At 68.5% G+C, this 25,486-nt stretch carries 19 protein-coding genes; 1 reads left to right on the top strand and 18 read right to left on the bottom strand.

Going from position 1 to position 25,486, the window contains the following annotated elements:
• Positions 1-22: 22 nt before the first annotated feature.
• The 11 genes from purH to ACWDUA_RS15935 form a co-directional block, all read right to left on the bottom strand.
• Positions 23-1,627, bottom strand: coding sequence for a bifunctional phosphoribosylaminoimidazolecarboxamide formyltransferase/IMP cyclohydrolase (purH, locus tag ACWDUA_RS15885; protein ID WP_449751959.1), 1,605 nt, complete (start codon positions 1,625-1,627; stop codon positions 23-25).
• Positions 1,624-2,205, bottom strand: coding sequence for a phosphoribosylglycinamide formyltransferase (purN, locus tag ACWDUA_RS15890; protein WP_449752037.1), 582 nt, complete (start codon positions 2,203-2,205; stop codon positions 1,624-1,626). The genes purH and purN overlap by 4 nt, the downstream gene beginning before the upstream one ends.
• Before the next feature lie 64 nt (positions 2,206-2,269).
• Complete coding sequence (locus ACWDUA_RS15895) at positions 2,270-3,838, bottom strand: cell division protein PerM (RefSeq protein WP_449751960.1); 1,569 nt, start codon at positions 3,836-3,838, stop codon at positions 2,270-2,272.
• 224 nt (positions 3,839-4,062) lie between these two features.
• On the bottom strand, positions 4,063-5,220 hold the full coding sequence (locus tag ACWDUA_RS15900) for a DUF5336 domain-containing protein (protein WP_449751961.1): 1,158 nt from the start codon (positions 5,218-5,220) through the stop codon (positions 4,063-4,065).
• Positions 5,221-5,365: 145 nt separating this feature from the next.
• Positions 5,366-7,363, bottom strand: a complete 1,998-nt coding sequence (locus ACWDUA_RS15905; protein WP_449751962.1) for an acetoacetate--CoA ligase — start codon at positions 7,361-7,363, stop codon at positions 5,366-5,368.
• Between the two features lie 2 nt (positions 7,364-7,365).
• Positions 7,366-9,009: an AMP-binding protein gene (locus ACWDUA_RS15910; protein ID WP_449751963.1), complete on the bottom strand. Its 1,644-nt coding sequence runs from the start codon at positions 9,007-9,009 to the stop codon at positions 7,366-7,368.
• Between the two features lie 49 nt (positions 9,010-9,058).
• Entirely contained in the window at positions 9,059-9,922 is an 864-nt protein-coding gene (locus tag ACWDUA_RS15915; protein ID WP_449751964.1) for an HpcH/HpaI aldolase/citrate lyase family protein, read from the bottom strand.
• A 4-nt stretch (positions 9,923-9,926) separates the two neighbouring features.
• On the bottom strand, positions 9,927-10,445 hold the full coding sequence (locus ACWDUA_RS15920; protein ID WP_449751965.1) for a MaoC family dehydratase: 519 nt from the start codon (positions 10,443-10,445) through the stop codon (positions 9,927-9,929).
• Positions 10,442-11,587, bottom strand: a complete 1,146-nt coding sequence (locus ACWDUA_RS15925) for an acyl-CoA dehydrogenase family protein (protein WP_449751966.1) — start codon at positions 11,585-11,587, stop codon at positions 10,442-10,444. Before ACWDUA_RS15925 ends, ACWDUA_RS15920 begins: the two co-directional genes overlap by 4 nt.
• Before the next feature lie 58 nt (positions 11,588-11,645).
• Positions 11,646-13,775 carry an acetyl/propionyl/methylcrotonyl-CoA carboxylase subunit alpha gene (locus tag ACWDUA_RS15930; RefSeq protein WP_449751967.1) on the bottom strand — a complete coding sequence of 710 codons (2,130 nt, stop codon included), beginning with the start codon at positions 13,773-13,775 and terminating at the stop codon, positions 11,646-11,648.
• 13 nt (positions 13,776-13,788) lie between these two features.
• Positions 13,789-15,375: a carboxyl transferase domain-containing protein gene (locus ACWDUA_RS15935; protein ID WP_449751968.1), complete on the bottom strand. Its 1,587-nt coding sequence runs from the start codon at positions 15,373-15,375 to the stop codon at positions 13,789-13,791.
• A 215-nt stretch (positions 15,376-15,590) separates the two neighbouring features.
• Between ACWDUA_RS15935 and ACWDUA_RS15940 the strand changes: the two genes are divergently transcribed.
• The gene (locus ACWDUA_RS15940) at positions 15,591-19,133 is read left to right on the top strand and encodes an indolepyruvate ferredoxin oxidoreductase family protein (protein ID WP_449751969.1); all 3,543 of its coding nucleotides are present in this window, start codon (positions 15,591-15,593) and stop codon (positions 19,131-19,133) included.
• Positions 19,134-19,137: 4 nt separating this feature from the next.
• On the opposite strand, the gene ACWDUA_RS15945 is transcribed toward ACWDUA_RS15940, so the two are convergent.
• The 7 genes from ACWDUA_RS15945 to ACWDUA_RS15975 all read right to left on the bottom strand — a co-directional run bounded on the left by ACWDUA_RS15945 (position 19,138) and on the right by ACWDUA_RS15975 (position 25,459).
• On the bottom strand, positions 19,138-19,800 hold the full coding sequence (locus ACWDUA_RS15945; protein ID WP_449751970.1) for a DUF5336 domain-containing protein: 663 nt from the start codon (positions 19,798-19,800) through the stop codon (positions 19,138-19,140).
• A gap of 1,022 nt (positions 19,801-20,822) precedes the next feature.
• Positions 20,823-21,503 carry a TetR/AcrR family transcriptional regulator gene (locus ACWDUA_RS15950; protein ID WP_449751971.1) on the bottom strand — a complete coding sequence of 227 codons (681 nt, stop codon included), beginning with the start codon at positions 21,501-21,503 and terminating at the stop codon, positions 20,823-20,825.
• 60 nt (positions 21,504-21,563) lie between these two features.
• Positions 21,564-22,184, bottom strand: coding sequence for a nitroreductase family protein (locus ACWDUA_RS15955; protein WP_449751972.1), 621 nt, complete (start codon positions 22,182-22,184; stop codon positions 21,564-21,566).
• Positions 22,185-22,216: 32 nt separating this feature from the next.
• A complete protein-coding gene (locus tag ACWDUA_RS15960) occupies positions 22,217-22,918 on the bottom strand; it encodes a methionine ABC transporter permease (protein ID WP_449751973.1) in 702 nt (233 codons plus the stop codon).
• On the bottom strand, positions 22,915-23,976 hold the full coding sequence (locus tag ACWDUA_RS15965) for a methionine ABC transporter ATP-binding protein (protein ID WP_449751974.1): 1,062 nt from the start codon (positions 23,974-23,976) through the stop codon (positions 22,915-22,917). Before ACWDUA_RS15965 ends, ACWDUA_RS15960 begins: the two co-directional genes overlap by 4 nt.
• On the bottom strand, positions 23,966-24,835 hold the full coding sequence (locus tag ACWDUA_RS15970; RefSeq protein ID WP_449751975.1) for a MetQ/NlpA family ABC transporter substrate-binding protein: 870 nt from the start codon (positions 24,833-24,835) through the stop codon (positions 23,966-23,968). The genes ACWDUA_RS15965 and ACWDUA_RS15970 overlap by 11 nt, the downstream gene beginning before the upstream one ends.
• A 177-nt stretch (positions 24,836-25,012) precedes the next feature.
• Positions 25,013-25,459: a hypothetical protein gene (locus tag ACWDUA_RS15975; protein ID WP_449751976.1), complete on the bottom strand. Its 447-nt coding sequence runs from the start codon at positions 25,457-25,459 to the stop codon at positions 25,013-25,015.
• Positions 25,460-25,486 lie beyond the last annotated feature (27 nt).

Genomic DNA, 25,486 nt, shown 5'->3' on the forward strand with positions numbered 1-25,486 from the left:
GATCGGGCGCCCGGTCAACGGATCAGTGGGCGAAGTGCCGGGCACCGGTGAGGTACAGGGTGATGCCCGCCTTCGACGCCGCCTCGATCACCTCGGTATCGCGGATCGATCCACCGGGCTGCACCACCGCGGTGACACCACCGGCGATGAGCACCTCCAGACCGTCCGGGAACGGGAAGAATGCATCCGACGCCGCCGCGCTGCCGGCCGCGCGCTCACCGGCGCGGTTGACGGCGAGGTGAGCGGAGTCGACGCGGTTGACCTGCCCCATGCCGACGCCCACCGAGGCGCCGTCCGTGGCCAGCAGGATCGCATTGGACTTCACCGAACGGCAAGCACGCCAAGCGAACTCGAGATCGGCGAGGACCTCCGGTGTGGCCGGAGCACCGGAGACCAGGGTCCAGTTGGCCGGATCGTCACCGGCTGCGTCGAGCACGTCGCGCTGCTGCATCAGCAGGCCACCGGAGATGGGTCGGGTCTCGATCCCGGCGCGCTGCGGCGGCACGGCCCGCAGGATGCGGATGTTCTTCTTGCGCTGCAACACCGACAGCGCACCGTCGGCGAAGCCGGGGGCGATGATGACCTCGGTGAAGATCTCCGCAACCTGCTCGGCCATCTCGACGGTGATCTCCCGATTGGCCGCGATCACGCCGCCGTAGGCGCTCACCGGGTCGCAGGCATGCGCCTTGCGGTGCGCCTCGCCGATGTCGGCACCCACCGCGATGCCACACGGGTTGGCGTGCTTGATGATCGCCACGGCCGGCTGGTCGAAGTCGTGTGCGCTACGCCAGGCCGCGTCGGAGTCGGTGTAGTTGTTGTAGCTCATCTCCTTGCCGTGCAGCTGCTCGGCGGAGGCCAGACCGTGGTAGTCGGAGTTGGAGAGGTAGAGCGCCGCCGACTGGTGCGGGTTCTCGCCGTAGCGCAGCACCGTCGACCGCGACCAGGTGGCACCGGCCCACTCCGGGAAGCGCGAGTTGTCGGGTTCGTGCTTGCCCTCGGCCTCGGCGACGGGCGGCGCCACGACGCTCGACATCCACGAGGCGACGGCCACGTCGTAGTCGGCGGTGTGGCGGAATGCCTTGGCGGCCAACTGCTGCCGCTCCGCAAGGCTGAACCCACCACCTGTGAGAGCGGCGATCACGGCGTCGTAGTCACCGGGGTTGGTCACCACCGCGACGGTCGGATGGTTCTTGGCCGCACCGCGCACCATCGACGGACCGCCGATGTCGATCTGCTCGATGCACTCGTCCGGGGTGGCGCCCGAGGCGACGGTCTGGGTGAACGGGTAGAGGTTGACCACGACGAGATCGAACGGCGCCACACCGAGCTCGGCGAGCTGGGCGACGTGTGAGTCCTTGCGGCTGTCGGCGAGGATGCCGGCGTGCACCTTGGGGTGCAGGGTCTTCACGCGGCCGTCGAGGCACTCGGGGAAGCCGGTCAGCTCCGACACCTCGATCACCGGAACACCTTCGGCGGCAATCGTCTTGGCGGTGGAGCCGGTGGAGACGATCTCCACGCCGGCCACTTTCAGGGCCTTCGCCAGGTCCGCGAGCCCACTCTTGTCGTAGACGCTGACCAGCGCGCGGCGGATGGGGCGGCGGGTCGCGTCAGTGCTCGGTGCGTTCACGGAATGTGGGCCTTTCGTCCGTCGATGACTACTCCTCGGGTGACAAGATCGGTCACCACGTCGGCGAGCAGCACGCGCTCCACCGACTTGATGCGTTCGTGCAGGGAGTCCTCGGTGTCGTCCACCTCCACCGGCACCGCGGTCTGCGCGAGTACCGGGCCGGTGTCGACACCGGAATCCACCAGATGCACGGTGGTGCCGGTCAGTTTGACGCCATAGGCGAGCGCGTCGGCTACGCCGTGGGCGCCGGGGAACGCCGGCAGCAGGGCCGGGTGCGAGTTGACTATCCGGCCGGCGAACCGGGCCAGGAATCGGTCCCCGAGGATCTTCATGAACCCTGCGGTCACCACCCAGTCGGGGGTGACGGCGGCAACGTGGTCACGCAATGCGGTGTCCCAGGCGTCCCGGTCGGCGTGGTCGCGGAGCTTGCACACGATCAGCGGGATGTCGTGCTCGGCGGCGATCTCACCGGCGCGGCAGTCGCGGTCGACGACGATGGCGGTGACCGCGAACGGCGACTGCGGTTCGCCGGCTCGCGCCAGCAGTGCTTCCAGGAGTGATCCGGTGCCCGAGGCCATCACGACGACCGAGGCGCGCACGGCGGCGCTCGACACGGGTGACGGGGGGTTCACGGCATCGAGCCTAGTGGGCGGCGGTATCCCGGGACGCGTCGGGGCCCGCGCCGTGTCCGGCGTGGTCGTGGTGCACGTCGATCCGGTCCGCAGATGCCGGGTCGTCGTCGGCGGCGCCCGCGCCGTCTCGCCGGCCGGACATCCCGTACTCGTCGTCGGGCCCGCCGAACGTCTCGTACTCGGCGTCCTGGTACTCGTCCTCGTCGTCCTCGAAAGCGTCGTCGGTGTCTGCGTCGTCGGTGTCTGCGTCGTCGGTGTCTGCGTCGTCGGTGTCTGCGTCGTCGGTGTCTGGGTCGTCGTCGAGGATCTCGTCGAAACCGTCATCGGTCTCCGTCGACGTGGTCGCCGCCGCACGACGCCGCGCCTTGCCCGAACGACCGGACCCGTCACGGCCGGACCGCAGCCACGGCAGCACGTTGTGGACCAGGGCGACGATCACCCCGGCGACCAGGATCCAGCCGAGGGTGAACACCCCTGCGGTGGCGATGGTGATGCCGGCGCCGCCGACCTCACCGAGCCTGCCTCCGGAGAGTTGTCCGAGCACCACGACGATCGCGGCGGCCACCGCGGCGGCCACCGCCAGGCTGCGTGCGTACACCGCCAGATCCGTCGACCGGCACCGCCAGGCGACGCCGACCGCGATCAGGGCGGGGACGGCGAGCCCGATCGGCGCCCACGCGACGACGTCGGTGGGCAGGATCGCCAGGGCGGGCAGCGGTGGCACGGCCCCACCGCGTGTCGCGAAGAGGTCCACCGACACCGCACCGATGTGCGCCTCGGAACCGAGGAGGACCGCCGCGGACCCGATCATGAGGTTCGGCAGATACAGGATGGACAGCACGGTGAGGCCCAGGTAGCCGTCGAAGTCGTAGCCGTCACCGATCATCTCCCCCACCGAGGTCCACGCGAGGAGCAGACGCAGCAGGACCAGGATCCCGCCCGCGGCGAACAGGGCGAGCGCGGCGACCACGCCGTAGCGGAGGCCGCGGCGATCGCCGTCGGTGAGGCGGGCATCGACGAGTTCGCGATTCGCGAGCAACACCCCGACAGGGGCGGCGACGGCGTGGACCAGCAGGGTCTGTCCGAAGGCACCCAGCGCACCGGGACTCTGGATCGGCAGCACCGACGACCCGTCCATCACCACGGCGAGGCAGATCGCGGTGGTCAGCAGCGGCCCGGCCACCGCGGCGAGGATCACGGTGAGCAGTTCGGCCCCGTGGCGGGTGCGACTCGCCGACCCGGCGATCAGCGCGGTCCCGGCCGCGACCAGCAGTGTGGGCAGGATGGGCAGGACCCCGATGGTGACGCCGCCGAAGGTGATCGGGACCTGGTGTACCGCAAGCCAGCACGCGGCGACGGCCGACGGCACCGCCGACAACGCGCCACCGGCCATCAGCTGTACCGCGAGGACGATCAGCACCGCCACCGACACGGTGATCAGCGGGACACCGAACGCGATGAGGATCAGTTCACGCGCACCGCGTTCGGGGCGGCCACCGTGTTCACGCCGAGCCCGACGCGCCTCACGGAGTCGGGTCGCGAGGCTGTCGGCGGCGGAGACGGATCTGATGGTGGGCATCGGATCGAGCGTGACACGTGGGACTCCTGAGGTCACACCGACGCGCCGGTCCGATCCCAGAAAGCGACCGATCACACGGTATGACCGATATGGTCCTCGGCCCGCCCCGGACCCGCGACATGACTCGGCCCCGGACCGCATGGGTGGTCCGGGGCCGAGTGATCCGATCTGTGGCGCCGATCTCATCGGGTCGGCGACCGCGGTGTGTCGGCGACCGCGCCGGGTCAGCTGCCGGTCTGGGGCGGTTCCGGCTTCTTGAACACCGCCGTGGCGCCCTCGGTGCCCGGAACCCCCTCGGCACCGGCCTGCGGACTCGCCGCCGCGCCCCGGGTCTCGGGGGTAGCCGGGGACTCCGGCGTGGATGCGGAGCCGGACGGCGCTGCGTGCTGTGCCTGTCCGTAGCCGGCGTAGGACGACGGGTCATAGGTCGGGGTGGCACCCGGCTGCGATTCGTGGCCGGCAGCACCGGACGCCGGCGAGCTCGCGCCGTAGGACGAGCCGGCCCCATACGACGAGGCACTGCCGTAGGACGAGGCGCCGTAGGTGGTCGCCGCGTCGGCAGACGGCATCGCCGCCGTGCCCGGGGTGGAGGTGACTCCGGGTGTGGAAGTGGCGCCCGGGGCGGCTGCGGCAGAGGAGGCCGAGGAGGCGACCGCGGGGCCGCTGGTGTCGACGCCCGCGGTCTTGAGCACGCCCAGGTCGATCAACAGCCATGCGATCGCGAGCAGGAAGTTCAGGATCGACAACACCAACAGGATGATGGCGCCCGCACCGTGGCTGAGGTCGACGCCGAACTGGCTGGAGGTGTCCGCGCCGGCATAGGTGAGAATGGTCAGGAGCATGCCCGCGGTGGTACCCGCGGCGACCAGCGGGGCCACCCGGAAACCCTTGACCAGGCCGGTGAAGGCCAGTGCCGCGGCGAGGACGACGACGGCATAGGCAGCGGCGAGATCGCTCGAGAGCAGTCGGATCGACTGGGATCCGCCGGCGGTGTCCACCGTCCATCCCGCCGCGAATCCACAGAACAGCACCACCAGGCCGAGCACGCCGATGGTGCCGGCGAGGGCCGGGGCGACGATCGGCGGGAGGCCCGCGAACGGCTGCTTGGGTGCTGCGGGCGCACCGTAGCCGTAGCCCTGCCGGCCGTAGTTCTGTTGATCACCGTAGTTCTGTTGCGCACCGTAGTTCTGTTGCGCACCGTAGTTCTGTTGCGCACCGTAGTTCTGTTGCGCACCGTACGGCTGATCTCCGTAACCCTGCTGGCCATAACCCTGCTGGCCGTATCCCTGCTGGCCATAACCCTGCTGGCCATAACCCTGGCCGTGGTTCTGCCCCGACTCGGGCTGCTGCCCGTAGCCTGGTCCTCCGGATTGATAGGTCATCTGATTTCTCCAGACTGATCCGACTGTCGGACCCATGCGATGTGTCCACGCCCCCGGGCGCACTGCCGACCACGCTAATACATCTGCCGAGTCCGTCACAGGGACCAACCGGTCGACGACCAGTGGCCTCCCACGACGCTGCAGGTCACCAGTGGTGCTCGACGCCCCGCTGCGCATACCACCCGATCACGTCGGGGTCGTCGATCGATCGCGGATCGATGTCGACCGGACGCCCGGCCAGGATCGAGGTCACCGGAACCTCCAGCTTCTTCCCGGTCCGAGTGTGCGGGATGGCCGGGGCCGCGATCACCTCGTCGGGCACGTGCCGGGGCGACAGGCGGGCACGGATCTCACCGGCTATCCGTGCGGTGAGATCGTCGTCCACCTCGGCATCGCCGACGAGGGTGACGAACAGCGGCATCCAATACGAGCCGTCGGGGCCGTCGACGCCGAGCACGAAGGCCTCGGCGATCTCGTCGATCCCCTCGACCACCTCGTAGATGTCGGCCGATCCCATCCGGATCCCGTTGCGGTTCAATGTGGCATCGCTGCGGCCGTGGATCACCAGGGAGCCGCGGTCGGTCACCGTCACCCAGTCGCCATGCCGCCACACCGGCGGACGACCGGCTCCATCCCCGGTCCAGTGATGATCGAAATAGGCTGCGCGATACCGTTTCCCGTCGGCGTCATGCCAGAATCCCACCGGCATGGAGGGCATCGGTGCGGTGATCACCATCTCGCCCACCTCACCGACCAACGATGTGGCATCGGGCGCCCAGCTCTCCAGCGCCACGCCCAGATAGCGCACCGACAGTTCCCCGGCGACGACTGGCACGCCCACCGAACCACCGGCGAACGCGGTGACGACGTCGGTGCCGCCGCTGATCGACGAGACCGGCAGTCCCGCTGAGACATTCGAGTCGATCCAGTCGAAGAGGTCACCGGCCAGCGAGGATCCGGTGCTGCCGATGGTACGCAGGGCCGACAGGTCGTGATCACGTCCGGGGACGAGTCCCGCCTTGCGGGACGCCTGGATCTGGCCGGGACTGGTCCCGAAGTAGGTGACCGCCTCGTCGTCGACGATGCGCCAGAGCCGGTCGGCATCGGGGTACAACGCCGAACCGCTGTAACAGACGATGGTCGACCCGCACAGCAGTCCGGCGATCTGGAAATTCCACATCATCCAGCTCAGTGCGGTCTGCCAGAAGAACACGTCGTCGGTGTCGAGGTCGGCGTGCAGCCCGGCGGCCTTGAGGTGTTCGAGCACCACCCCACCGTGGCCGTGCACGATCCCCTTGGGACGGCCGGTGGTGCCGGAGCTGAACAACACCCACAGCGGATGGTCGAGGTCCACCCGCACCGGTGGCACCGTTGCACGCCCCGGTCCCACGGCATCGGCGTACGCCATCACCGGGACGGTGCCGGCGGGTTGCCGTGCGGGGTCGCCGATGACGATGTGTGCGACCAGCCCGGGCAGCGCCCGGACGAGTTCGGCGCTGTCGGCGCACTTGTCGATGTCCTTGCCGTTGTACCGGTAGCCGTCGGCGGTGACGAGGACCTTGGGGTTCAGTTGTGCCAGTCGACCGGCCGCCCCGGTCGGCGCATAGTCCTGGCCGCATCCCGACCAGATCGCACCGAGCGACGCCGCACCCAGGAAAGCGACGACCGCCTCACCGATGTCGGGCAGGTAGCCGGCGACCACGTCGCCCTCGCCCACCCCGAGCTCGCGAAGGGTGGCAGCGAAGGCGCCGACCAGATCCGGTAGCGCCGACCATGTGATCTCCGTGCGCGCCCCGTCCTCGTCGACACCGACGATTGCCGGACGGTCGGCATCGACCCGCTGGGCATGCCGCAGGATCGCGTCCACGTAGTTGAGGCGGACGCCGGGGAACCACCGCGCACCGGGCATCTGCGCCGAAGCCAGCACAGCGTCGTCACCGTCGGCGAGGGGCCCGGCGATCGCGTCGAGATCGAAGAACCGCCAGACCGCGCGCCAAAAGCGGGCCGGCTGCGTCACAGACCACGTCCACAGCACATCGTAGCCATCGGCGGTGACACCGAATTCCCTTGTCACGCAGTCGATGAACGCATCCATCTGCGTCCGACGCCGCGGTGTCGTCACCGAACCGACCTCACCGCTCATGGCTACAACCCCAGGATCTCGACGGCTTCCTCGCGCATCTGCACCTTGCGTACCTTACCGGTCACCGTCATCGGGAACTCCTTGACCACGTGCACATACCGTGGGATCTTGTGCCGGGCGATCTTGCCGCTGGCGAACTCACGCACGTCCTCGACGGTGAGCTCGAGGGTTCCGTCGCGCATGCGGACCCAGGCCATCAGTTCCTCGCCGTAGGTGGGGTCGGGAACGCCGATCACCTGTGCGTCGAGGATGTCGGGGTGGGTGTAGAGGAACTCCTCGATCTCCCGCGGATAGATGTTCTCGCCGCCGCGGATCACCATGTCCTTGATCCGGCCGGTGATCCGCACATAACCGTTCGGGTCCATCACCGCGAGGTCTCCGGTGCGCATCCACGGTTCTCCGTCGGCGTCGCCCGGTGCGCGCTGCAGGGCCTCGGCGGTCTTCTCCGGGTTGTTCCAATACCCTTGCATCACACTGTATCCACGAGTGCAGAACTCGCCGGTCTCACCGCGCGACAGGATCTCGCCGGTCACCGGGTCCGCCACCACGATCTCCAGATGCGGTCCCACGCGGCCGACGGTGGTGACACGCAGTTCCAGTGGGTCGTCGACGCGTGTCTGGGTCGACACCGGCGACGTCTCGGTCATGCCGTAGCAGATGGACACCTCGCTCATGTGCATCCGGTCGACCACCTGCCGCATCACCGCCTCGGGGCAGGGCGATCCGGCCATGACCCCGGTACGTAGGGTTGACAGGTCGTGGTCGGCACCGGAGTCGAGCAGGGCGAGTTCGGCGATGAACATCGTCGGCACCCCGTACAGACTGGTGCAGCCGTACTCGGAGACCGCCGCAAGAGTCGCCGCCGGGTCGAAGGTCGGCGCCGGGATCACCATGGCCGCACCGTGACTGGTGGCCGCGAGGTTTCCCATCACCATCCCGAAGCAGTGATAGAACGGCACCGGGATGCAGATCGCGTCGGTCTCGGAGTAGTCGAGCAACTCCCCCACCAGGTACCCGTTGTTGCCGATATTGCGGTGCGTGAGGGTGGCGCCCTTAGGGAAACCGGTTGTGCCCGAAGTGTATTGGATGTTGATTGCATCGTCGGGGGTGAGCGTCTCAGCCCGGGCTGCCACGGCATCGAGCTCGTCGGCCGACGGCTCCCGATTGGCGTCGGCCCATTCCGGCGACTCGAACAGCACCACGGCACCCAGTTCCGGCGTCTGCGGACGCGCCGCGTCGAGCATGCCGGCATAGTCGGAGTCCTTGTACCGTTCGGCGGCGAAGACCACAGTGCTGCCCGACTGGATCAGGGCGTACTCGAGCTCGTGCTGCCGGTAGGCCGGGTTGAGGTTCACCAGGATCGCGCCGATCTCGGCGGTCGCGTACTGGGTGAGCACCCACTCCGCACGGTTGGGTGACCAGAGGCCGACCCGGTCGCCGGTGTCGACGCCGAGCCGTAGCAGGCCTGCGGCGAGGGCCAACACATCGCGGCGGAACTCGGTGTAGGTCCACCGGCGTCCCACGGGCGCATCGACCAGGGCGAGCCGGTCACCGAAGGCGGCGGTGGTCCGCGCCAGGGTCTGCCCGATGGTCTCACTCAGCAGGGCGGGTTCGGATTCCCCACGGGCGTGGGCGAGTTCGGCCATTCTGGATCACTTCCTCTGGGTGCCAGGACGTTTCCGGCGGTGGGGTGGGTCAGGGGGTGGCGGCGGCACGGGAGAGCACCGCCTCGGCCTGGCGGAGCACCGGGCCGTCGATCATCTGTCCGTCGATGCTGAACACACCGCCGTGAAACTCCTCGGAGCCGTCGACGACGCGTCGCGCCCACGTGACCTCTTCCTCGGTCGGCTGGTAGCCGACCCGGATGGTGGGCACCTGCGACGGGTGGATGCACGCGGTGGCGGCGTAGCCGAGCGCGACCGCGTCGGTCACCTCGGCGACCAATCCGGCCTCGTCATGGAAGTCGAGGTGGACGGCGTCGACGGCGAACTTGCCGGTGGCCGCGGCGGCCAGCCGGACCTGGGCTCGGGCGTAACGGGCCACGTCGCGGTAGGCACCCGGGTCGGGTTCACCGGGACCGAATCGGCTGGACTTGCCACCGAGCCCGGCGACGAGATCCTCCGCACCCCACATCAACCCGATGCAGTTGACCGCGGCGGCGAGCTGATCTGCCGCCACAACCCCGAGCGGGGTCTCGATCAGCGCGATGGTCTGCAGGCCGTGTGCGGTGATCGTCTCCGGTGTCTCGGCCTTGGCCTGCATGACCACCCGGTAGTGGGTGTCGGTGAGCGCGGCCAGATCACGGGCGTGATCGCGGGTCCCGGCGGGATTGATCCGGACGACGGTACGGTCGGGGTCGAGCGGGTTGGCGATCAGCGCCGCCCGGGCGTCGTCGCGGTTGTCCGGCGACACCGCGTCCTCGAGGTCGAGGATCACCACGTCCGCCCGCTCGGCGGCCATGGTGTACCGCTCGGGCCGGTCGGCCGGGCAGAACAGCATGGCCGGCCCGGGTGGCCGCCAGGAATGCTCGAGGGATTCGACGGTGTTCGGCGTCGTCATGACGTCAGGACTCCTCGGTGGGACGGGTGCGGACGAGGGTGGCGCGCGCGGCGCGCGCCACCACCTGCCCGTGCTGGTTGCGGCCGACGTGGACCAAGTTCACCACGCCCTCGCCGGGGCGGGACCGGGATTCGCGTTTTCCGGTGCACTCGGTCTCGGCGTAGATCGTGTCGCCGGCGAACAGCGGTGCGGGAAAGGCGACCTCGCTGAATCCGAGATTGGCCACCAGGGTTCCCTGGGTCAGCTGCGACACCGACAGCCCGACGATGGTCGAGAGGGTGAACATCGAATTGATCAGCCGTTGACCGTCGAAGCCGGGTTGGGTCGCCGACCACGCGGCATCGAGGTGCAATGCCTGGGTGTTCATCGTCAGGGTGGTGAACAAGACGTTGTCGGCCTCGGTGACGGTGCGGCCGGGCCGGTGCTCGTAGACGGTACCCTCGGCGAACTCCTCGAACCACAGGCCGCGCTGGGTGATCCGGACCGGGGCGCCCTCCGCTCCGCCGGTCGCGCCGGCGTTCATGCGAATCCCAGTTCGCGGGCGATCAGCATGAGCTGCACCTCGGTGGTGCCCTCGCCGATCTCAAGGATCTTGGAGTCGCGGTAGTGCCGCGCCACCGGGTACTCGTTCATGAAGCCGTAGCCGCCGTGGATCTGGGTGGCCATGCGCGCGTTGTCCATCGCGGCCTCGCTGGCGATCATCTTGGCGATCGACGCCTCCTTCTTGAACGGCTTGCCCGCCAGCATCTTCGCCGCGGCGTCGTAGTAGGCGGTGCGGGCGACGTGGGCGCGGGCCTCCATCCGTGCGATCGCGAACGAGACGGACTGGTACTCGCCGATCGGGCGGCCGAAGGACTGACGTTCCTTGGCGTATCTGACGCTCTCGTCGACGCAGCCCTGCGCGGCACCGGTGGCGAGTGCGGCGATCGCGACGCGACCCTCGTCGAGGATCGACAGGAAGTTGGCATAGCCGCGGCCGCGCTCCCCGAGCAGGTTCTCCTTGGGTACGCGGACGTCGACGAAGGTCAGTGGATGGGTGTCCGAGGCATTCCAGCCGACCTTGTTGTAGGCCGGTTCGGCGGTGAACCCAGGGGTTCCGGACGGGACGATGATCGTCGAGATCTCCTTGCGTCCATCGTCGTTGGTCCCGGTCACCGCCGTCACCGTGACCAGTGAGGTGATGTCGGTGCCGGAGTTGGTGATGAACTGCTTGGCGCCGTTGACGACCCACGAGTCCCCGTCGTCGACGGCGGTGGTGGCCGTCGCCCCGGCGTCCGACCCGGCACCGGGCTCGGTGAGCCCGAATCCGGCGAGGGCGGCGCCGGAGGTGAGGTCGGGCAGCCAGCGTTCCTTCTGTTCGGGGGTGCCGTACTTGTGGATCGGCATGGCGCCCAGGCTCACCCCGGCCTCGAGGGTGATCGCCACGGACTGGTCGATCTTGCCGAGTTCCTCCAGTGCCAGGGCGAGGGCGAAGTAGTCACCACCCATGCCGCCGTGCTCCTCGGGGAAGGGCAGGCCGAACAGGCCCATCTTGCCCATCTGGGCGACCACCTCGTACGGGAAGCTGTGTTCGGCATCATGTTTCGCCGCGACCGGGGCCACCACCGACTGCGCGAAGTCGCGCACGGTGTGGATCAGGTCGGTGTATTCCTGGGTCAGTTCCATCGGGGGACTCCGTTCCGGGGTCGGTATACGTCGGGGCGTGTGCGGCAGGACTTCGCGATCATGGTGTGTCCGTATGGTGTTCGATATCCTCTGGCCGGACGTGTGCGAGCGCCGCGCCGGCAGCCACCTTGTCACCCACCGACACGGCGACGGTAACGGTGCCGGCGACCGGGGCGGTCAATGTGTGCTCCATCTTCATCGCCTCCACCACCACCACCGGGGCGCCCTGGGCGACGGCGTCACCGGTGGCCGCGGAGACCGCGACGACGGTGCCGGGCATGGGGCTCAGGACATCTCCGGCGGCCTCGTCGTCGGCACCCTCGATCAGGGTGCGGGTCAGTTCGACGATCCAGGTGCCCGCGGGTCCGGCGGCCCACCACTGGTCGCCGACCTCGGCCAGCGACCACTGCTGGCTGACGCCGTCGACGACCAGGCGTGCGGTGCGTCCGGTGCCGGTGGCGTGCTGCGCGAGGTATTCCACCCGCGCAGACCAGGGTTCGGCGTTCTCGTCGGGATCGGTGATGGTCACCTCGGCCACCACCCACCGGTCGTCGGCGGACTCGACGAGTGTGGACACCGTCCGGTGATGGTCACCGGCCGACAACCGGCTGATCACCGGCGCATGTGCCCCCACCCGGAAGCCGACCGCCGACTGCCACACGTCGCCGGGATCGCGGTTGCCGACGCGGGCCAGGCCGACCAGCGCGAGGGCCTCGGGTGCCGGTGCGGGTGCGGTGTAGTCGACGACGAGCCGGTCGAGCAGTGCAGTGTCGAGATCGGCCCCGATCACCTCGGGGCGAGCCAGGACGTGGCGGCAGAAGTCGATGTTGGTGACCACACCCAGCACCCGGGTCTGCCCGAGCGCGTGGTCGAGCCGTTCGAGTGCCTCGGCACGGTCGCTGCCATGGGCGATCACCTTGGCCAGCATCGGGTCGTAGTCGCTGCCGACGACGAGGCCCGGCAGCATCGCCGAGTCGAGCCGCACGCCCTGGCCGGGTGACGTGTCGGGCTCGGCGAGCGCGACGATCTCACCGCCGGTGGGCAGGAAGCCGTTGGCCGGGTCCTCGGCGTAGACCCGCGCCTCGATGGCATGGCCGGTGAGGGTCACGTCGGCCTGTGCGATGGCCAGTTCCTCGCCGCGGGCCACCCGGATCTGTTGCTCCACCAGGTCGATTCCGGTGACCAGCTCGGTGACGGGATGCTCGACCTGTAGGCGGGTGTTCATCTCCATGAAGAAGAACTCGTCGGGCCGGTGCGCCGACACGATGAACTCCACGGTGCCCGCACCGGTGTAACCGACACTGCGCGCGGCGTCGCAGGCGGCCCGCCCGATGTGTTCGCGGGTGGCCGCGTCCAACAGCGCCGACGGCGCCTCCTCGATCACCTTCTGGTGGCGGCGTTGCAGGGAGCACTCGCGTTCGCCGAGGTGGATCACGGTGCCGTGGGTGTCGGCGAGAACCTGCACCTCGATGTGGCGCGGGGTGTCGACGAAGTGTTCCAGGAACAAGGTGTCGTCACCGAATGCCGCGGCGGCCTCGCGGCGAGCGCGGACCAGCGCATCGGGCAGGTCGGCCGGGTCGTCGACGCGGTGCATACCCTTTCCGCCGCCGCCTGCGCTGGGCTTGATCAGCACCGGGAAGCCGATGTCGGGAGCTGCGGCGACGAGATCGGCGTCGGTGAGCCCGGGCCGGGACAGGCCCGGCACCACCGGGACATCCCGTTCGGCGACCGCGGCGCGGGCGGTGATCTTGTCGCCCATGGTGGCGATGGCCGACGCGGGCGGCCCGATGAACACAATGCCGGCATCGGCGAGCGCCGCGGCGAATTGCTGGTTCTCGGAAAGGAATCCGTATCCCGGATGGACGGCGTCGGCCCCGGTGGCCGCGGCGGCACCGACCACGGCGGCGATGTCGAGGTAGCCGCCCGCCGGACGGGCGGGGTCGGCACCGGATATCGAGGCGAGCCGGACGGCGGTGTCGGCCTCACGGACGTGCCGGGCGTGGGCATCGGCGTCGGAGTAGATGGCCACGCTGCGCAGTCCCAGGCGGCGCAGGGTGGCGATCACGCGGCAGGCGATCTCGCCGCGGTTGGCCACCAGCACGGTGCGGATGGTCCGCGGCGCAACGGAATCGGTCGCCCCCGGCGAGGACGTGGGGGCGGTGACGGGAAGGTCGGAGGTCGTCGACATGTGGCTGCTCATCTCACATTCGGAAGACGCCGTAGCGGGGCTCGGACAGTGGTGCGTACCGGCAGGTCTCGAGCGCGAGGCCGAGCACCGTGCGAGTGTCGGCGGGATCGATGATGCCGTCGTCCCACAGGCGTGCGGTGGAGTAGTAGGCATCCGACTGACGTTCGAACTGGTCGCGGATCGGTTGCTTGAAGGTTTCCTCGTCGTCGGTCGACCACTCACTGCCCGACCGCTCGATCTGGTTGCGGCGCACCGTCGCCAGGGTGTCAGCGGCCTGCGGTCCACCCATCACCGAGATCCGGGCGTTGGGCCAGGTCCACAGGAATCGCGGCGAGTAGGCGCGCCCGCACATCGAGTAGTTGCCCGCGCCGAAGGAGCCGCCGATCATCACTGTCAGCTTCGGAACCCGGGCGCACGCAACGGCATTGACCATCTTGGCGCCGTTCTTGGCGATACCGCCCTCCTCGTAGGCGCGGCCCACCATGAACCCGGTGATGTTCTGCAAGAAGATCAGCGGAATCCGACGCTGGTCACACAGTTCGATGAAATGCGCTCCCTTGAGCGCGGATTCACTGAACAGCACACCGTTGTTGGCGATGATGCCGACCGGATGCCCGTGCAGGCGGGCGAAGGCGGTGACCAGCGTGGTGCCGTAGTTCGCCTTGAACTCGGTGTACTCGCCACCGTCGACGAGGATCTCGATCACCGAGCGCACGTCGTAGGGGGTTCGTGGGTCCGTGGGGACGACGTCGTAGATGTCGGTCTGCGGTCGGACGGCGGGTCGCGGGGCGGTGAGGTCCCACTGTGCCGGGTCACGCGGGCCGAGCGTGGCGACGATCTCGCGCACCTTGGCCAGGGCCTGCTCGTCGTTGTCGACCAGGTGGTCGGTGACGCCGGAGACCGAGGAGTGCATCGCACCGCCGCCGAGGTCCTCGGCGGTGACGTCCTCCCCGGTGGCGGCCTTCACCAGCGGCGGGCCGGCCAGGAAGATGGTGCCCTGGTTACGGACGATGACGGTCTCGTCACTCATCGCCGGCACGTAGGCGCCGCCGGCGGTGGACGATCCGAGGACCGCGGAGATCTGCGGGATGCCCGCGGCGCTCATGGTGGCCTGGTTGAAGAAGATCCGGCCGAAGTGCTCGCGGTCGGGGAACACCTCGTCCTGCTGCAGCAGCATGGCACCGCCGGAGTCGACGAGGTAGATACACGGCAGCCGGTTGGCCGCGGCGATCTCCTGTGCCCGCAGGTGTTTTTTGACCGTGATCGGGTAGTACGTGCCACCGGAGACGGTCGCGTCGTTGGCGATCACCATGCACTCGCGTCCGGCCACGCGGCCGACGCCGGCGATCACGCCCGCCGAGGGCACCTTGCCGTCGTACATCTCGACGGCGGCGAGCGGAGCCACCTCGAGGAAGGGCGATCCGACGTCGAGCAGGCCGTCGACACGGTCGCGCGGCAGCAGCTTGCCGCGGGCGACGTGCCGGTCGCGGGCCTTCTGGCCGCCGCCTCGTGCGACGACGCCCAGTCGTTCGCGCAAGGTGGCGACGTTGGTCAGGTGCGACGCCCGCGATGAGTCGCGGGTGGTGATCGTGGAACCCACCATCTCCCTTTCGGTTAGTGGCGATTAACTGAGACGACTGTAGCGCACACCACACGTGATGTCACCCAGTGACCCATTCTCCGCCGGTGGCGTGACGCCGATCACGTTTTTTCGTACCCTGTGGGTGAGTCCCCCACCCCGGGGCTCACCACCCCGCGTGGCCGCGGCACACCCGCAGGCGACCACGGAGAACAACAGAAGGCCAGGTAGAACCCATGACCCTCGCCCCGCATGCCCCTGCGACCAGCGGCCTCGACGACCGCTATGTCCGCGAGTCGGGCACCGTCTTCCTCGGCGGCATCGCCGCGCTCGTCCGCATGGTGCGGGACCGCGCACTCATCGACCGCCGGATGGATCTGCGCACCGCGTCGTACATCTCCGGTTACGAGGGCTCCCCGCTGGCCGGCTACGACCTCGAACTCGCGCGCCGCCGGGCCCTGCTCGAACCCCTCGACATCGTCCACCGCCCCGCGCTCAACGAGGAGATCGCGGCGACGTCGGTGATGGGATCGCAGGTCGCCGCGCAGGTCACCGACCTCGCTCCGGACGGTGCCGGGCAGGCTCGCGCCGGCGTCGTGGGCTACTGGTATGGCAAGGCCCCGGGGCTCGACCGGGCCACCGACGCCCTACGGCACGCCAACATCATCGGCACCCACCCCGACGGCGGCGCCGTCGCGCTCGTCGGTGACGACCCGGGCGCCAAGAGTTCCACGGTGCCGTGCGCCTCGGAGATGGCCCTGGCCGACCTCTACATCCCGATCCTCTATCCCGCCGACTCCCAGGACATCCTCGATCTCGGTGTGCACGCCGCGCACATGAGCCGGGTCAGCGGCCTGTGGACCTCACTCAAGATCGCCGCGCATGTGGCCGACGGCGCGTCGACGGTGCAGGTCGACCCCACCCGCGTGGTCCCCGACCACGGGGCGCTCGGCCGCAGCCCGCACATCCCGAGTGGTCGTCTGCTCGGCGCGAGTCTCATGGAGCTCGAACAGAATCAGCTCACCACCCGGCTCCCGCGGGCGCGGGAATACGCGCGGCTCAACGGGATCAACAAGATCGTGGTGCGTTCCGGTGACGACCGGATCGGGATCGTCGCGGCCGGGAAGACCTACCTCGACGTCCGTGAGGCCCTGCACCTGATGGGGCTGACCGAACCCGACCTGCATCGGCTCGGTATCCGAATCCTCAAGCTGGGCATGGTCTATCCGCTCGAGCGCGACATCCTCGACCGGTTCCTCACCGACACCGCCGCCGGGCATCTCGACGAGGTGATCGTGGTGGAGGAGAAGCGCGACTTCATCGAGACGATGATGCGCGACATCTACTACCGCAGCCCGATCGCCCCGCACATCGTGGGTAAGGAGAACGAGAACGGCTCCACGCTGTTCTCCCGGTTCGGTGAACTCGACGTCGACGCGGTGACCCGCGGGCTGGCCGTTCGCCTGGCCCGCCACCACCACGTCGACGCCGCGATCGACTGGCTCGACCACAGCTCACGCCGACCCACCCGCATCGAGCTGCCGCTGGCCGTGCGCACCCCGTACTACTGCTCGGGATGCCCGCACAACTCCTCCACCACCATGCCCGTCGGCCCGGACGGCACCCCGTCGAACACCCTGATCGGAGCCGGAATCGGTTGTCACGCCATGGTTCTGCTGATGGACCCGCATCAGGTCGGCAACATCGCGGGGATCACCCAGATGGGCGGTGAGGGGGCGCAGTGGTTGGGTATGGCACCGTTCGTCGCCGCCGATCACTTCGTACAGAACATCGGTGACGGCACCTTCGCCCACTCCGGTTCACTCGCACTGCGCGCAGCCGTCGCCTCGGGCGAGAACATCACCTACAAGCTGCTCTACAACGGCACCGTCGCGATGACCGGCGGCCAGGATCCGGTGGGCGAGATGGGACTCGACCGGCTCACCCGGCTGCTGCTCGCCGAGGGTGTCTCGCAGGTGGTGGTCACCACCGACGACGTGTCCCGCACGATCGGCAACGATCTGGCACCGGGTGTGCTGGTGCGTCGGCGCGACGAACTGGCCGCCGTCCAGGCCGAGCTCGCGACCGTCCCCGGGGTCACCGTGCTGATCCACGATCAGCACTGTGCGGCCGAGAAGCGTCGCAAGCGCAAGCGCGGTGTGCTGCCCACCCCCACCACCAAGGTGATGATCAACGAGCGGCTCTGCGAGGGTTGCGGTGACTGCGGGGAGAAGTCGAATTGTCTGTCGGTGCACCCGGTGTCCACCGAGTTCGGTCGCAAGACCCAGATCGATCAGGGTTCCTGCAATCTGGACTACTCGTGTCTGGCCGGTGACTGCCCGTCGTTCGTGACCGTCACCCCCGGCACCCGCGAGGCGGCCGTCGCACCCACCCTGGTCGCCGAGGAGGATCTGCCCGAACCGTCGCGGCGTGCCCTCACCGGTACGGATGTGGCCACGGTCCGGATCACCGGGATCGGCGGCACCGGGGTGGTGACCCTGAGTCAGGTGCTGGCCACAGCGGCGAGTTTCGACGGGTTGTCCGCGCGCACCGTCGACATGACCGGCCTCGCCCAGAAGGGCGGTGCGGTGGTCGGTGATCTGAAGATCTCCGCACGGCCCATCGAGCTGGCGGCCAAGGTGGCCTCCGGTACCTGCGACCTGTATCTGGCGTGCGATGCGCTGGTCGGATCCGATCCGGTCAACCTCAAGGTGGCCGCATCGGAACGGACCACCGCGGTGGTGGCCACCACCCGGATTCCCACCGGCGCCATGGTGATCGACACATCCGTCGGGTTCCCGTCGGATGCGCAGATCCACGATGCGATCGACAGCCGCATGGCCCGCACCGTCTATCTCGATCCCGGAGAGTCGAGCACCGCGCTACTCGGGCACGAGCAGTACGCCAACATGCTCGCTGTCGGCGCCGCGTACCAGACCGGGGCGTTGCCGATCACCGCCGCGTCCATCGAACGGGCGATCGGCACCAACGGTGTTGCGGTGGAGGCCAACGTCGCCGCATTCCGGTGGGGCAGGCAGATGATCGCCGACCCGGGGGCGGTGACCGCAGAGATCGCCCGCCGGCATCCGGGCACCACGACACCCGAACCGAGTTCGGAAGCCCGCGAGCAGGTTCGCGCGATGGGCGTCCTCGACGAGGACCTCACCCACACCATCGCGCTGCGGGTCGACGAGCTCGTCGCCTACGCCGACCGTCGTTACGCCGCAGACTATCTGGACGTCCTCGACCGGGTTGTCCGCTCGGGAATCGGGATCACCGTGCTCGACGCGGTGGCCCGTCACCTGTACAAGCTGATGGCCTACAAGGACGAGTACGAGGTGGCCCGGCTGACCGCCGACGCCGGCTTTGCCGCCCAGATCGCCGACGAGTTCGGACCGGATGCGAAGGTCGCCATCCGGCTGCATCCGCCCACCCTGCGGTCGATGGGGATGAAGGACAAGATGTCCCTGGGACGGTGGGCGAAGCCGGGGATGAGCACCCTCGCGCGGATGAAGAAGCTGCGTGGCACACCGCTGGACCCGTTCGGCCGCACCGAGATCCGACGGACCGAACGGGCCCTGGTGGTGGAGTACCGGGAACTCGTCGACGCGATCCTCACCGCATGGGCCGACGGCACCGTCGGCGAGGGCGAGGTGCCGGCGCTGACCGACTTGGCCGCCCTACCCGACATGATCCGCGGGTACGAGGGCATCAAGATGGCCAACGTCGAGCGGTATCACGCCGAATTGGGAACGCGCCGAGCAGCTCTGGGAATCTGACGGGTCAGGGCCTGCGGGCGAGCCCGTCGAGGACGGCCGCTCCGATCAGCAGGGCCACCTGCAGGAACCCGAAGATCAGCGCCACGATCGCCCCGGCCCCCATGTTCAGGACCGGGGCGGTCGTGACGGTGAGGGCGGCGGCGAACAGGGCCAGCCAGGCGCCGGCGGCGATCACCGCGAGGAACGGGACCGCACGGCGGAACCGCGGTACCAGGGTCAGTCCGGTGGCCACGGCGACGGCCCCCAGGATGATCAGGAACTTGCCCGGATTGAGCACGATCTCATAGGAGAGGAATCCCGGGATGCCGTTGTTTCCGGCGGCGTAATCGTCCCCCCAGCGTTCGAGTTCGCTGTCGCTGACATTGTTGATGCCGACCCAGCTGACGAATCCCATGCAATAGGTGACCACTCCGGCGATCGTTGCCGCGATCAGCAGCAGCGACGGCAGCTGCGTTCTGGCGTCGAACTGCCGGACCGGGGGTTGCGGTGCACCCCAGCCCATGGTGCCCGGCTGGGGCACACCCTGTGGCGGCAGTCCCTGCGGGGGTACCCCGGGATGCGGTGCGCCCGGCGGCATGGGGCCGGGCTGTGCACCCCACTGCCCGGACGGCTGCTGAGTGGTCGGCTGCCACTGTTGTGGGCCGGTCGTCGGGTCCCCTGGATTCACGTCTGATCTCCCCTTCGCCTCGCGCGCACATGTGTCCCGGTCAGACTAGAAGGTGCCGGCCGATGGTGTCGGCGTATCCCCACGATGTCATTCGGCCGGACGCCTTGCGGGCTTCTGACTCGACACCTCGAAGCTGGTCACCACCCAACACACGCTCCCGAGATTTCGACACGGGTCCTCGCGATGCTCGGTCCCGGCTCAATCACCAGAAGGAAGCCCGGCTCCCAGCTCAATCAGCAACGCCCAGCCGGTGGTTGAGCCGCGAAGGAGCGCAGCGACGACGCGTGTCGAAACCTCAGACAGCCGACCTCGCCAACCCAAACCACCTCCGCCGAGATCTCGACACGGGTCCTCGCAATGCTCGGTCCCGGCTCAATCACCAGAAAGAAGCCCACTCCCAGCTCAATCACCAACCCCCAGTCGGCGGTTGAGCCGACGAGGAGCGAAGCGACGAGACGTGTCGAAACCTCAGACAGCCGAGCTCGCCAACCCAACCACCTCCGCGGAGATTTCGACACGGGTCCTCGCTACGCTCGGTCCCGGCTCAATCACCAGAAAGAAGCCCGCTCCCGGCTCAATCAGCCTGTCACAAACGCTGATTGAGCCGACGAGGAGCGCAGCGACAAGTCGAGTCGAAATCTCCGCCGGCCGAGCTCCCCACCGCAACCCCACCGGTCACCACCCAACACACGCTCCCGAGATCTCGACACGGGTCCTCGCAATGCTCGGTCCCAGCTCAATCACCAGAAGGATGCTCGGCCCCGGCTCAATCACCAGAAGGATGCTCGGCCCCGGCTCAATCAGCAGAAGGAAGCTCGGTCCCGGCTCAATCACCAGAAAGAAGCCCGCTCCCAGCTGAAACAGCAACGCCCAGACGCTGATTGAGCCGGCGAGGAGCGCAGCGACAAGTCGAGTCGAAATCTCCGCCGGGCGAGCTCCCCACCGCAACCCCACCGGTCACCGCCCAACACACGCTCCCGAGATCTCGACACGGGTCGTCGCTACGCTCGGTCCCGGCTCAATCAGCAATCGGGACTCTCACTCGTGCCGGCGGACGGCACACGCAAAGCCGCAAGCGCCATCGCCGACAGCAACAGCCGCAATCGATCGGCGGGGAAGGCGGGGAGCCTCGGAGACGAGTTGAGCAGGCCGAACATGGCGTGCACCCGCACCCGGGCCTCGTCGCGGTGCAGCGGGATCTCGTCGTTCTCGGCACTCAGCGCCAGCACCACGTCCACCCAGCGTTCGACGTACAGCCGCTGTAGCCGCCGCACCTCGTGATTGGCATCGGGCGTCATCGACGTCAGGTCCCGATCCTGCACGGCGATCAGGTCCGGCTTGGTGACCAGCACATCGATATGGAAAGCGATCAGCGCGGCGAGGGTCTGCGCCGCGGGCAGACCCTGATCGACCACCGCTGCCCCGCCGTCGTGCAGGCGGCGGCTGATGTCGAGGAGCATCTCGTCGAGCAACTCCACCTTCGACGCGAAATGCCGGTACATCGCAGGACCGCTCACCCCCGCCGCACCGCCGATGTCCTCCAGCCGCACCCCGGCGAATCCGCGCTCTGCCATCTGCCTGGCTGCAGCGGTGAGCAGCTCGGCGCGGCGGGCAGCCTTCGCGGCCGACCGTTTGGTGACCGGTCGCGCCGGATCCGTGGCGTCAGGAGCGGGTCCGTGGGGAGGGCTCGGTTCGGTGGACATGGTGATCCTCGACTCTACCGGCACCGATCCGCCCGTCTCCGCGGATCAGGCGGTGCCCGATCACCAGCCGTCGATGTGCAGGACGTCGTCGAGCGGTTTGCGGCCGGCGGGTTTGAAGTCGGTGCCCTTGGTGTAGGCGACCGGCAGCAGTACGCCCTGGTGAATCCCCTTCGGGATGCCAAGCAGTTCGGCGATCTCCTGCTCGTAGGCGAGATGCAGCGTCGTCCATGCCGAACCGAGCCCGCGGGCCCGCAGCGCCAGCGACAGACTCCACGCCCCGGGCAGCAACGACCCCCACACCCCGGCCTGATTGCCCTCCGGCAGGTCGCCACCGGTGTAGATCGTGCCGATCACCAGGACGGGCACCTCCCCCATCACGTCGGCGAGATACTGTGCGCTCGACGCCACCCGCTGACCGGTCTCATCCCGCGGCGCCTGGTTGTGGGAGTACACCGCGAACGAGCGCGCGTAGTACTCGCCCACCTTGCGCTTGAGCTCCGGATCGGTGAGCACGATCCAATGCCAGGTCTGACTGTTGCTTCCGGTCGGGGCCTGCAGCGCCACCTCGAGGGCCTCGCGCACCACCTCCAGCGGTACCGGACGCTGGAGGTCGAGCCGTTTGCGCACCGACCGGGTGGTGGTCAGCAGCTGATCGGGATCGAGGGGCAAGAGCTCGGCCATGGGACTCCTTCAGAATCGCGGGTGGTGTCGGGTCACCGGTGGCGCGCCCGGCGGGCGAGCCAATTGCCAAAGTACTGGCCCACCTGCACCAGGACGACCAGCAACGCGATCACCACCACCGTGAGTTTCCAGTCGAACTGTTGGTAGCCGTATTGGAAGGCGAAGTCGCCGAGGCCACCTCCGCCGACGTAGCCGGCCATCGCCGACATGTCGACGATCGCGACGAAGATGAAGGTGTAGCCCAGGACCAGCGGCGCGAAACCCTCCGGCACCACGATCGTGACCAGGGTGCGCAGTCGGCTCGCGCCGGCCGCGCGCGCGGCCTCCACCACACCGGGATCCACCGACACGAGACTCTGTTCGACGACGCGGCCGATCACGACCATCGCCATCAGGGTCATCGGGAAGATCGCGGCCTCGGTGCCGATCCGGGTACCCATCACGGCCTTGGTGAGCGGGGCGATCGCGGTGATGAAGATGATGAACGGGATGGGTCGGATGATGTTGACGACCACGTTGAGCCCGTTGAAGATCCACGTGTTGGACCACAGGTTTCCCGGGCTGGTCGCATACAGCACCACACCGATCACCAGGCCGAGAAGACCACCGATCAGCAGGGTCACGCCGACCAGTTCGAGGGTCTCCCAGATCGCCTCGATCAGCAGCGGCCGCAGATCGTCGTCGAACACCCGCAGGAATCCGCTGTCGGCGGCCAGCGACGTCGTCGCGCTCATGACGCCACCACATCGTGGACGACGACGCCTGCCGCCGAACGACTTCCGGTGAGCACCTCGGTCACCCCGGCGGGGTCGCCGGTGAGTTCGTAGGTCAACGCACCGAACGGCCGGCCACCGAGATCGACGATGCCGCCATGGATCACCGACGCCGCCGCCCCGTGACGGACCGCGAGCGTGGGCAGGTCGAACTGGTCGGGGGTGTCACGGATGTCCACCGTGACCAGCAGACCCGGGTGCCGACGCCGCAACACGGCCAGTCGCTTCTCGTCGGGCGTACCGGCGACGGCATGCCGCACGAGACCACGGGTCACCTCCGAGTGTGGTCGGTCGAAGACGTCGTATACGTCGCCGTGATCGACGAGCCGACCGGCCGAGAGCACCGCCACCCGGCTGCACACCTCGCGCACCACGTCCATCTCGTGGGTGATCACCACGATGGTGGTACCCAGATCGGAGTTGATGCGCCGCAACAGTTCCAGTGTGTCGGTGGTGGTCTGCGGGTCGAGGGCGCTGGTCGCCTCGTCGGCGATCAGGATCGATGGCGAGGTGGCCAGGGCCCGCGCGATGCCCACCCGCTGCTTCTGCCCGCCAGACAATGCCGTCGGCCAGGCCTTCGCCTTGTCGGCGATGCCGACGAACTCCAGCAACTCGGCCACCCGCTCGCGGCGCTGCGCCGCAGGGACCCCCGCCACCTGCAACCCGAAACCCACGTTGCCCTCCACGGTTCTGGAGTTGAACAGGTTGAACTGCTGGAAGATCATGCCGATCGTCGTGCGCAGCGCGTTCAGTTCCTTCTCCCGGGCACGCCCGTGATCGCGGCCGTGCACCAGAACCCTTCCGGCGGTCGGGCGTTCGAGTCCGTTGATCAGACGCGCCAGGGTCGACTTGCCGGCTCCCGACGGCCCGATGACACCCACGATCTCACCGGCACCGATCCGCAGCGTCACACCGTCGAGCACCGGGTCCGCATGGTTACCGAAACGCTTGCCGACATCCTGGAATTCGATAGCCGTACCGTCGGACGGGGTCACCGACCCCGACCGGTCAGGAACCATCGGCCTTGACGGATGCCTCGAGCTCGGTGAGGGTCTGCTGCAGCTCGGACGCCGGATTGTCCTTGATCACACCGGAATCACCCAGCGACTTCTTGACCGCCGCAATGACCTCCGGATCGTGGTAGATCCCGACGAGCTTGGCGTAGGTCGCGTTGTCCTTGTCGGCGGCACGGGCCACGAAGGCGTTGATGTAGGGACGCGAGGCGGCTGCATTCGGGTCATCGGAGGCGATGACCTGCGACGCCGTCAGACCTGCCGAGGTGGCGTAGTTGTTGTTCACGATCGCCGCGGCCACGGAGTCCAGGTTGGCCGCGGTCTGACCGGCATCGATGGCCACGACCTTGACCTTGGACCGACTCTGGTCGATGTCGGCAAGGGTGGAGAAGGCACTGCCCGGCGTGGTCAGCGTGATCAGTCCGGCCTGCTCGAGCACCAGCAGGCCGCGGGCCTGGTTGGTGGGATCGTTGGGGATGACCACCTGGGCCCCTTGCGGGATGTCGGCGACGGCCTTGTAGCGCTTGGAGTACAGCGGCAGCGGATAGACCGCGGTGGCACCGATCGGCACCAGATCCTGGTTGTTCTTGACGTTGTAGGTGGCCAGGTAGAGCAGGTGCTGGAACTCGTTGAGATCCAACTCACCTTCTGCCAGCGCGGGATTCGGCTGGTTGTAGTCGGTGAAGTTGACCAACTCCACATCGATGCCCTGCGCGGATGCCTTCTCGGTGAACACCTTCCAGTACGACTCGGAAGCGTCGGCCACACCGATCTTGATCGTCGACGAATCATCACTGCCGCAGGCGGTGAGAAGCGTTCCGGCGAACACCACCATGAGCAGGACTGCGAGAATGCGCGAACGCACGATGACCTCCAAGGAGTCGGATGACGACATCTCGGACGCTAGCCCCGTCGGCGCCGATCATCGAATCAGGTCTCGCACTCCCCCGGGCCGCGCACCCGTCCCACCTGCACCGACCCGGGCCACCCGGGTTTGAATCCCGGCGAGCGCAAGTCCCGGGAACGCGCTCCGCGGAGCAGGTCAGCTCCTGGTGAACTCGACCGACATCTGCCCGTCGGTGGCGGTGATGGCGGTATCGGTCACGGTCAGCGTCCACGGCTGCGACGTGCACTGCCCGTAGGTCACGGTGGCGTCCACCGTCACGGTGTCGCCGTCGCGGGACTTCTGTGTCCAGGTGGCACCGCACGCACCCTGGACGTCGAGGGTTGCGAGGAACGGGTCGTCACCCACGACGAGCAGGTGCGCCTCCGACGTCTTGCCGTCGACCCGCCAGTCGCCTCGCCACTGCCCCGACAGGGCACCCGACTCCGGCACGGCCACCGAGGACGACTCCGACGACACAGCACTTCCGCCGTCGTCACTGCCACACGCCGCCACCACACCGGCCACACCCATCGCCACCAGCAGCATCGCGGCGCGGCGCCCCCGGTGGTCCCGATGTGTCGTACCCGTTCGTGTCACACCCATCTCCGCCTTCTTCCCTGCCGCCACGTC

The organism is Gordonia sp. NPDC003376, from assembly GCF_053589235.1.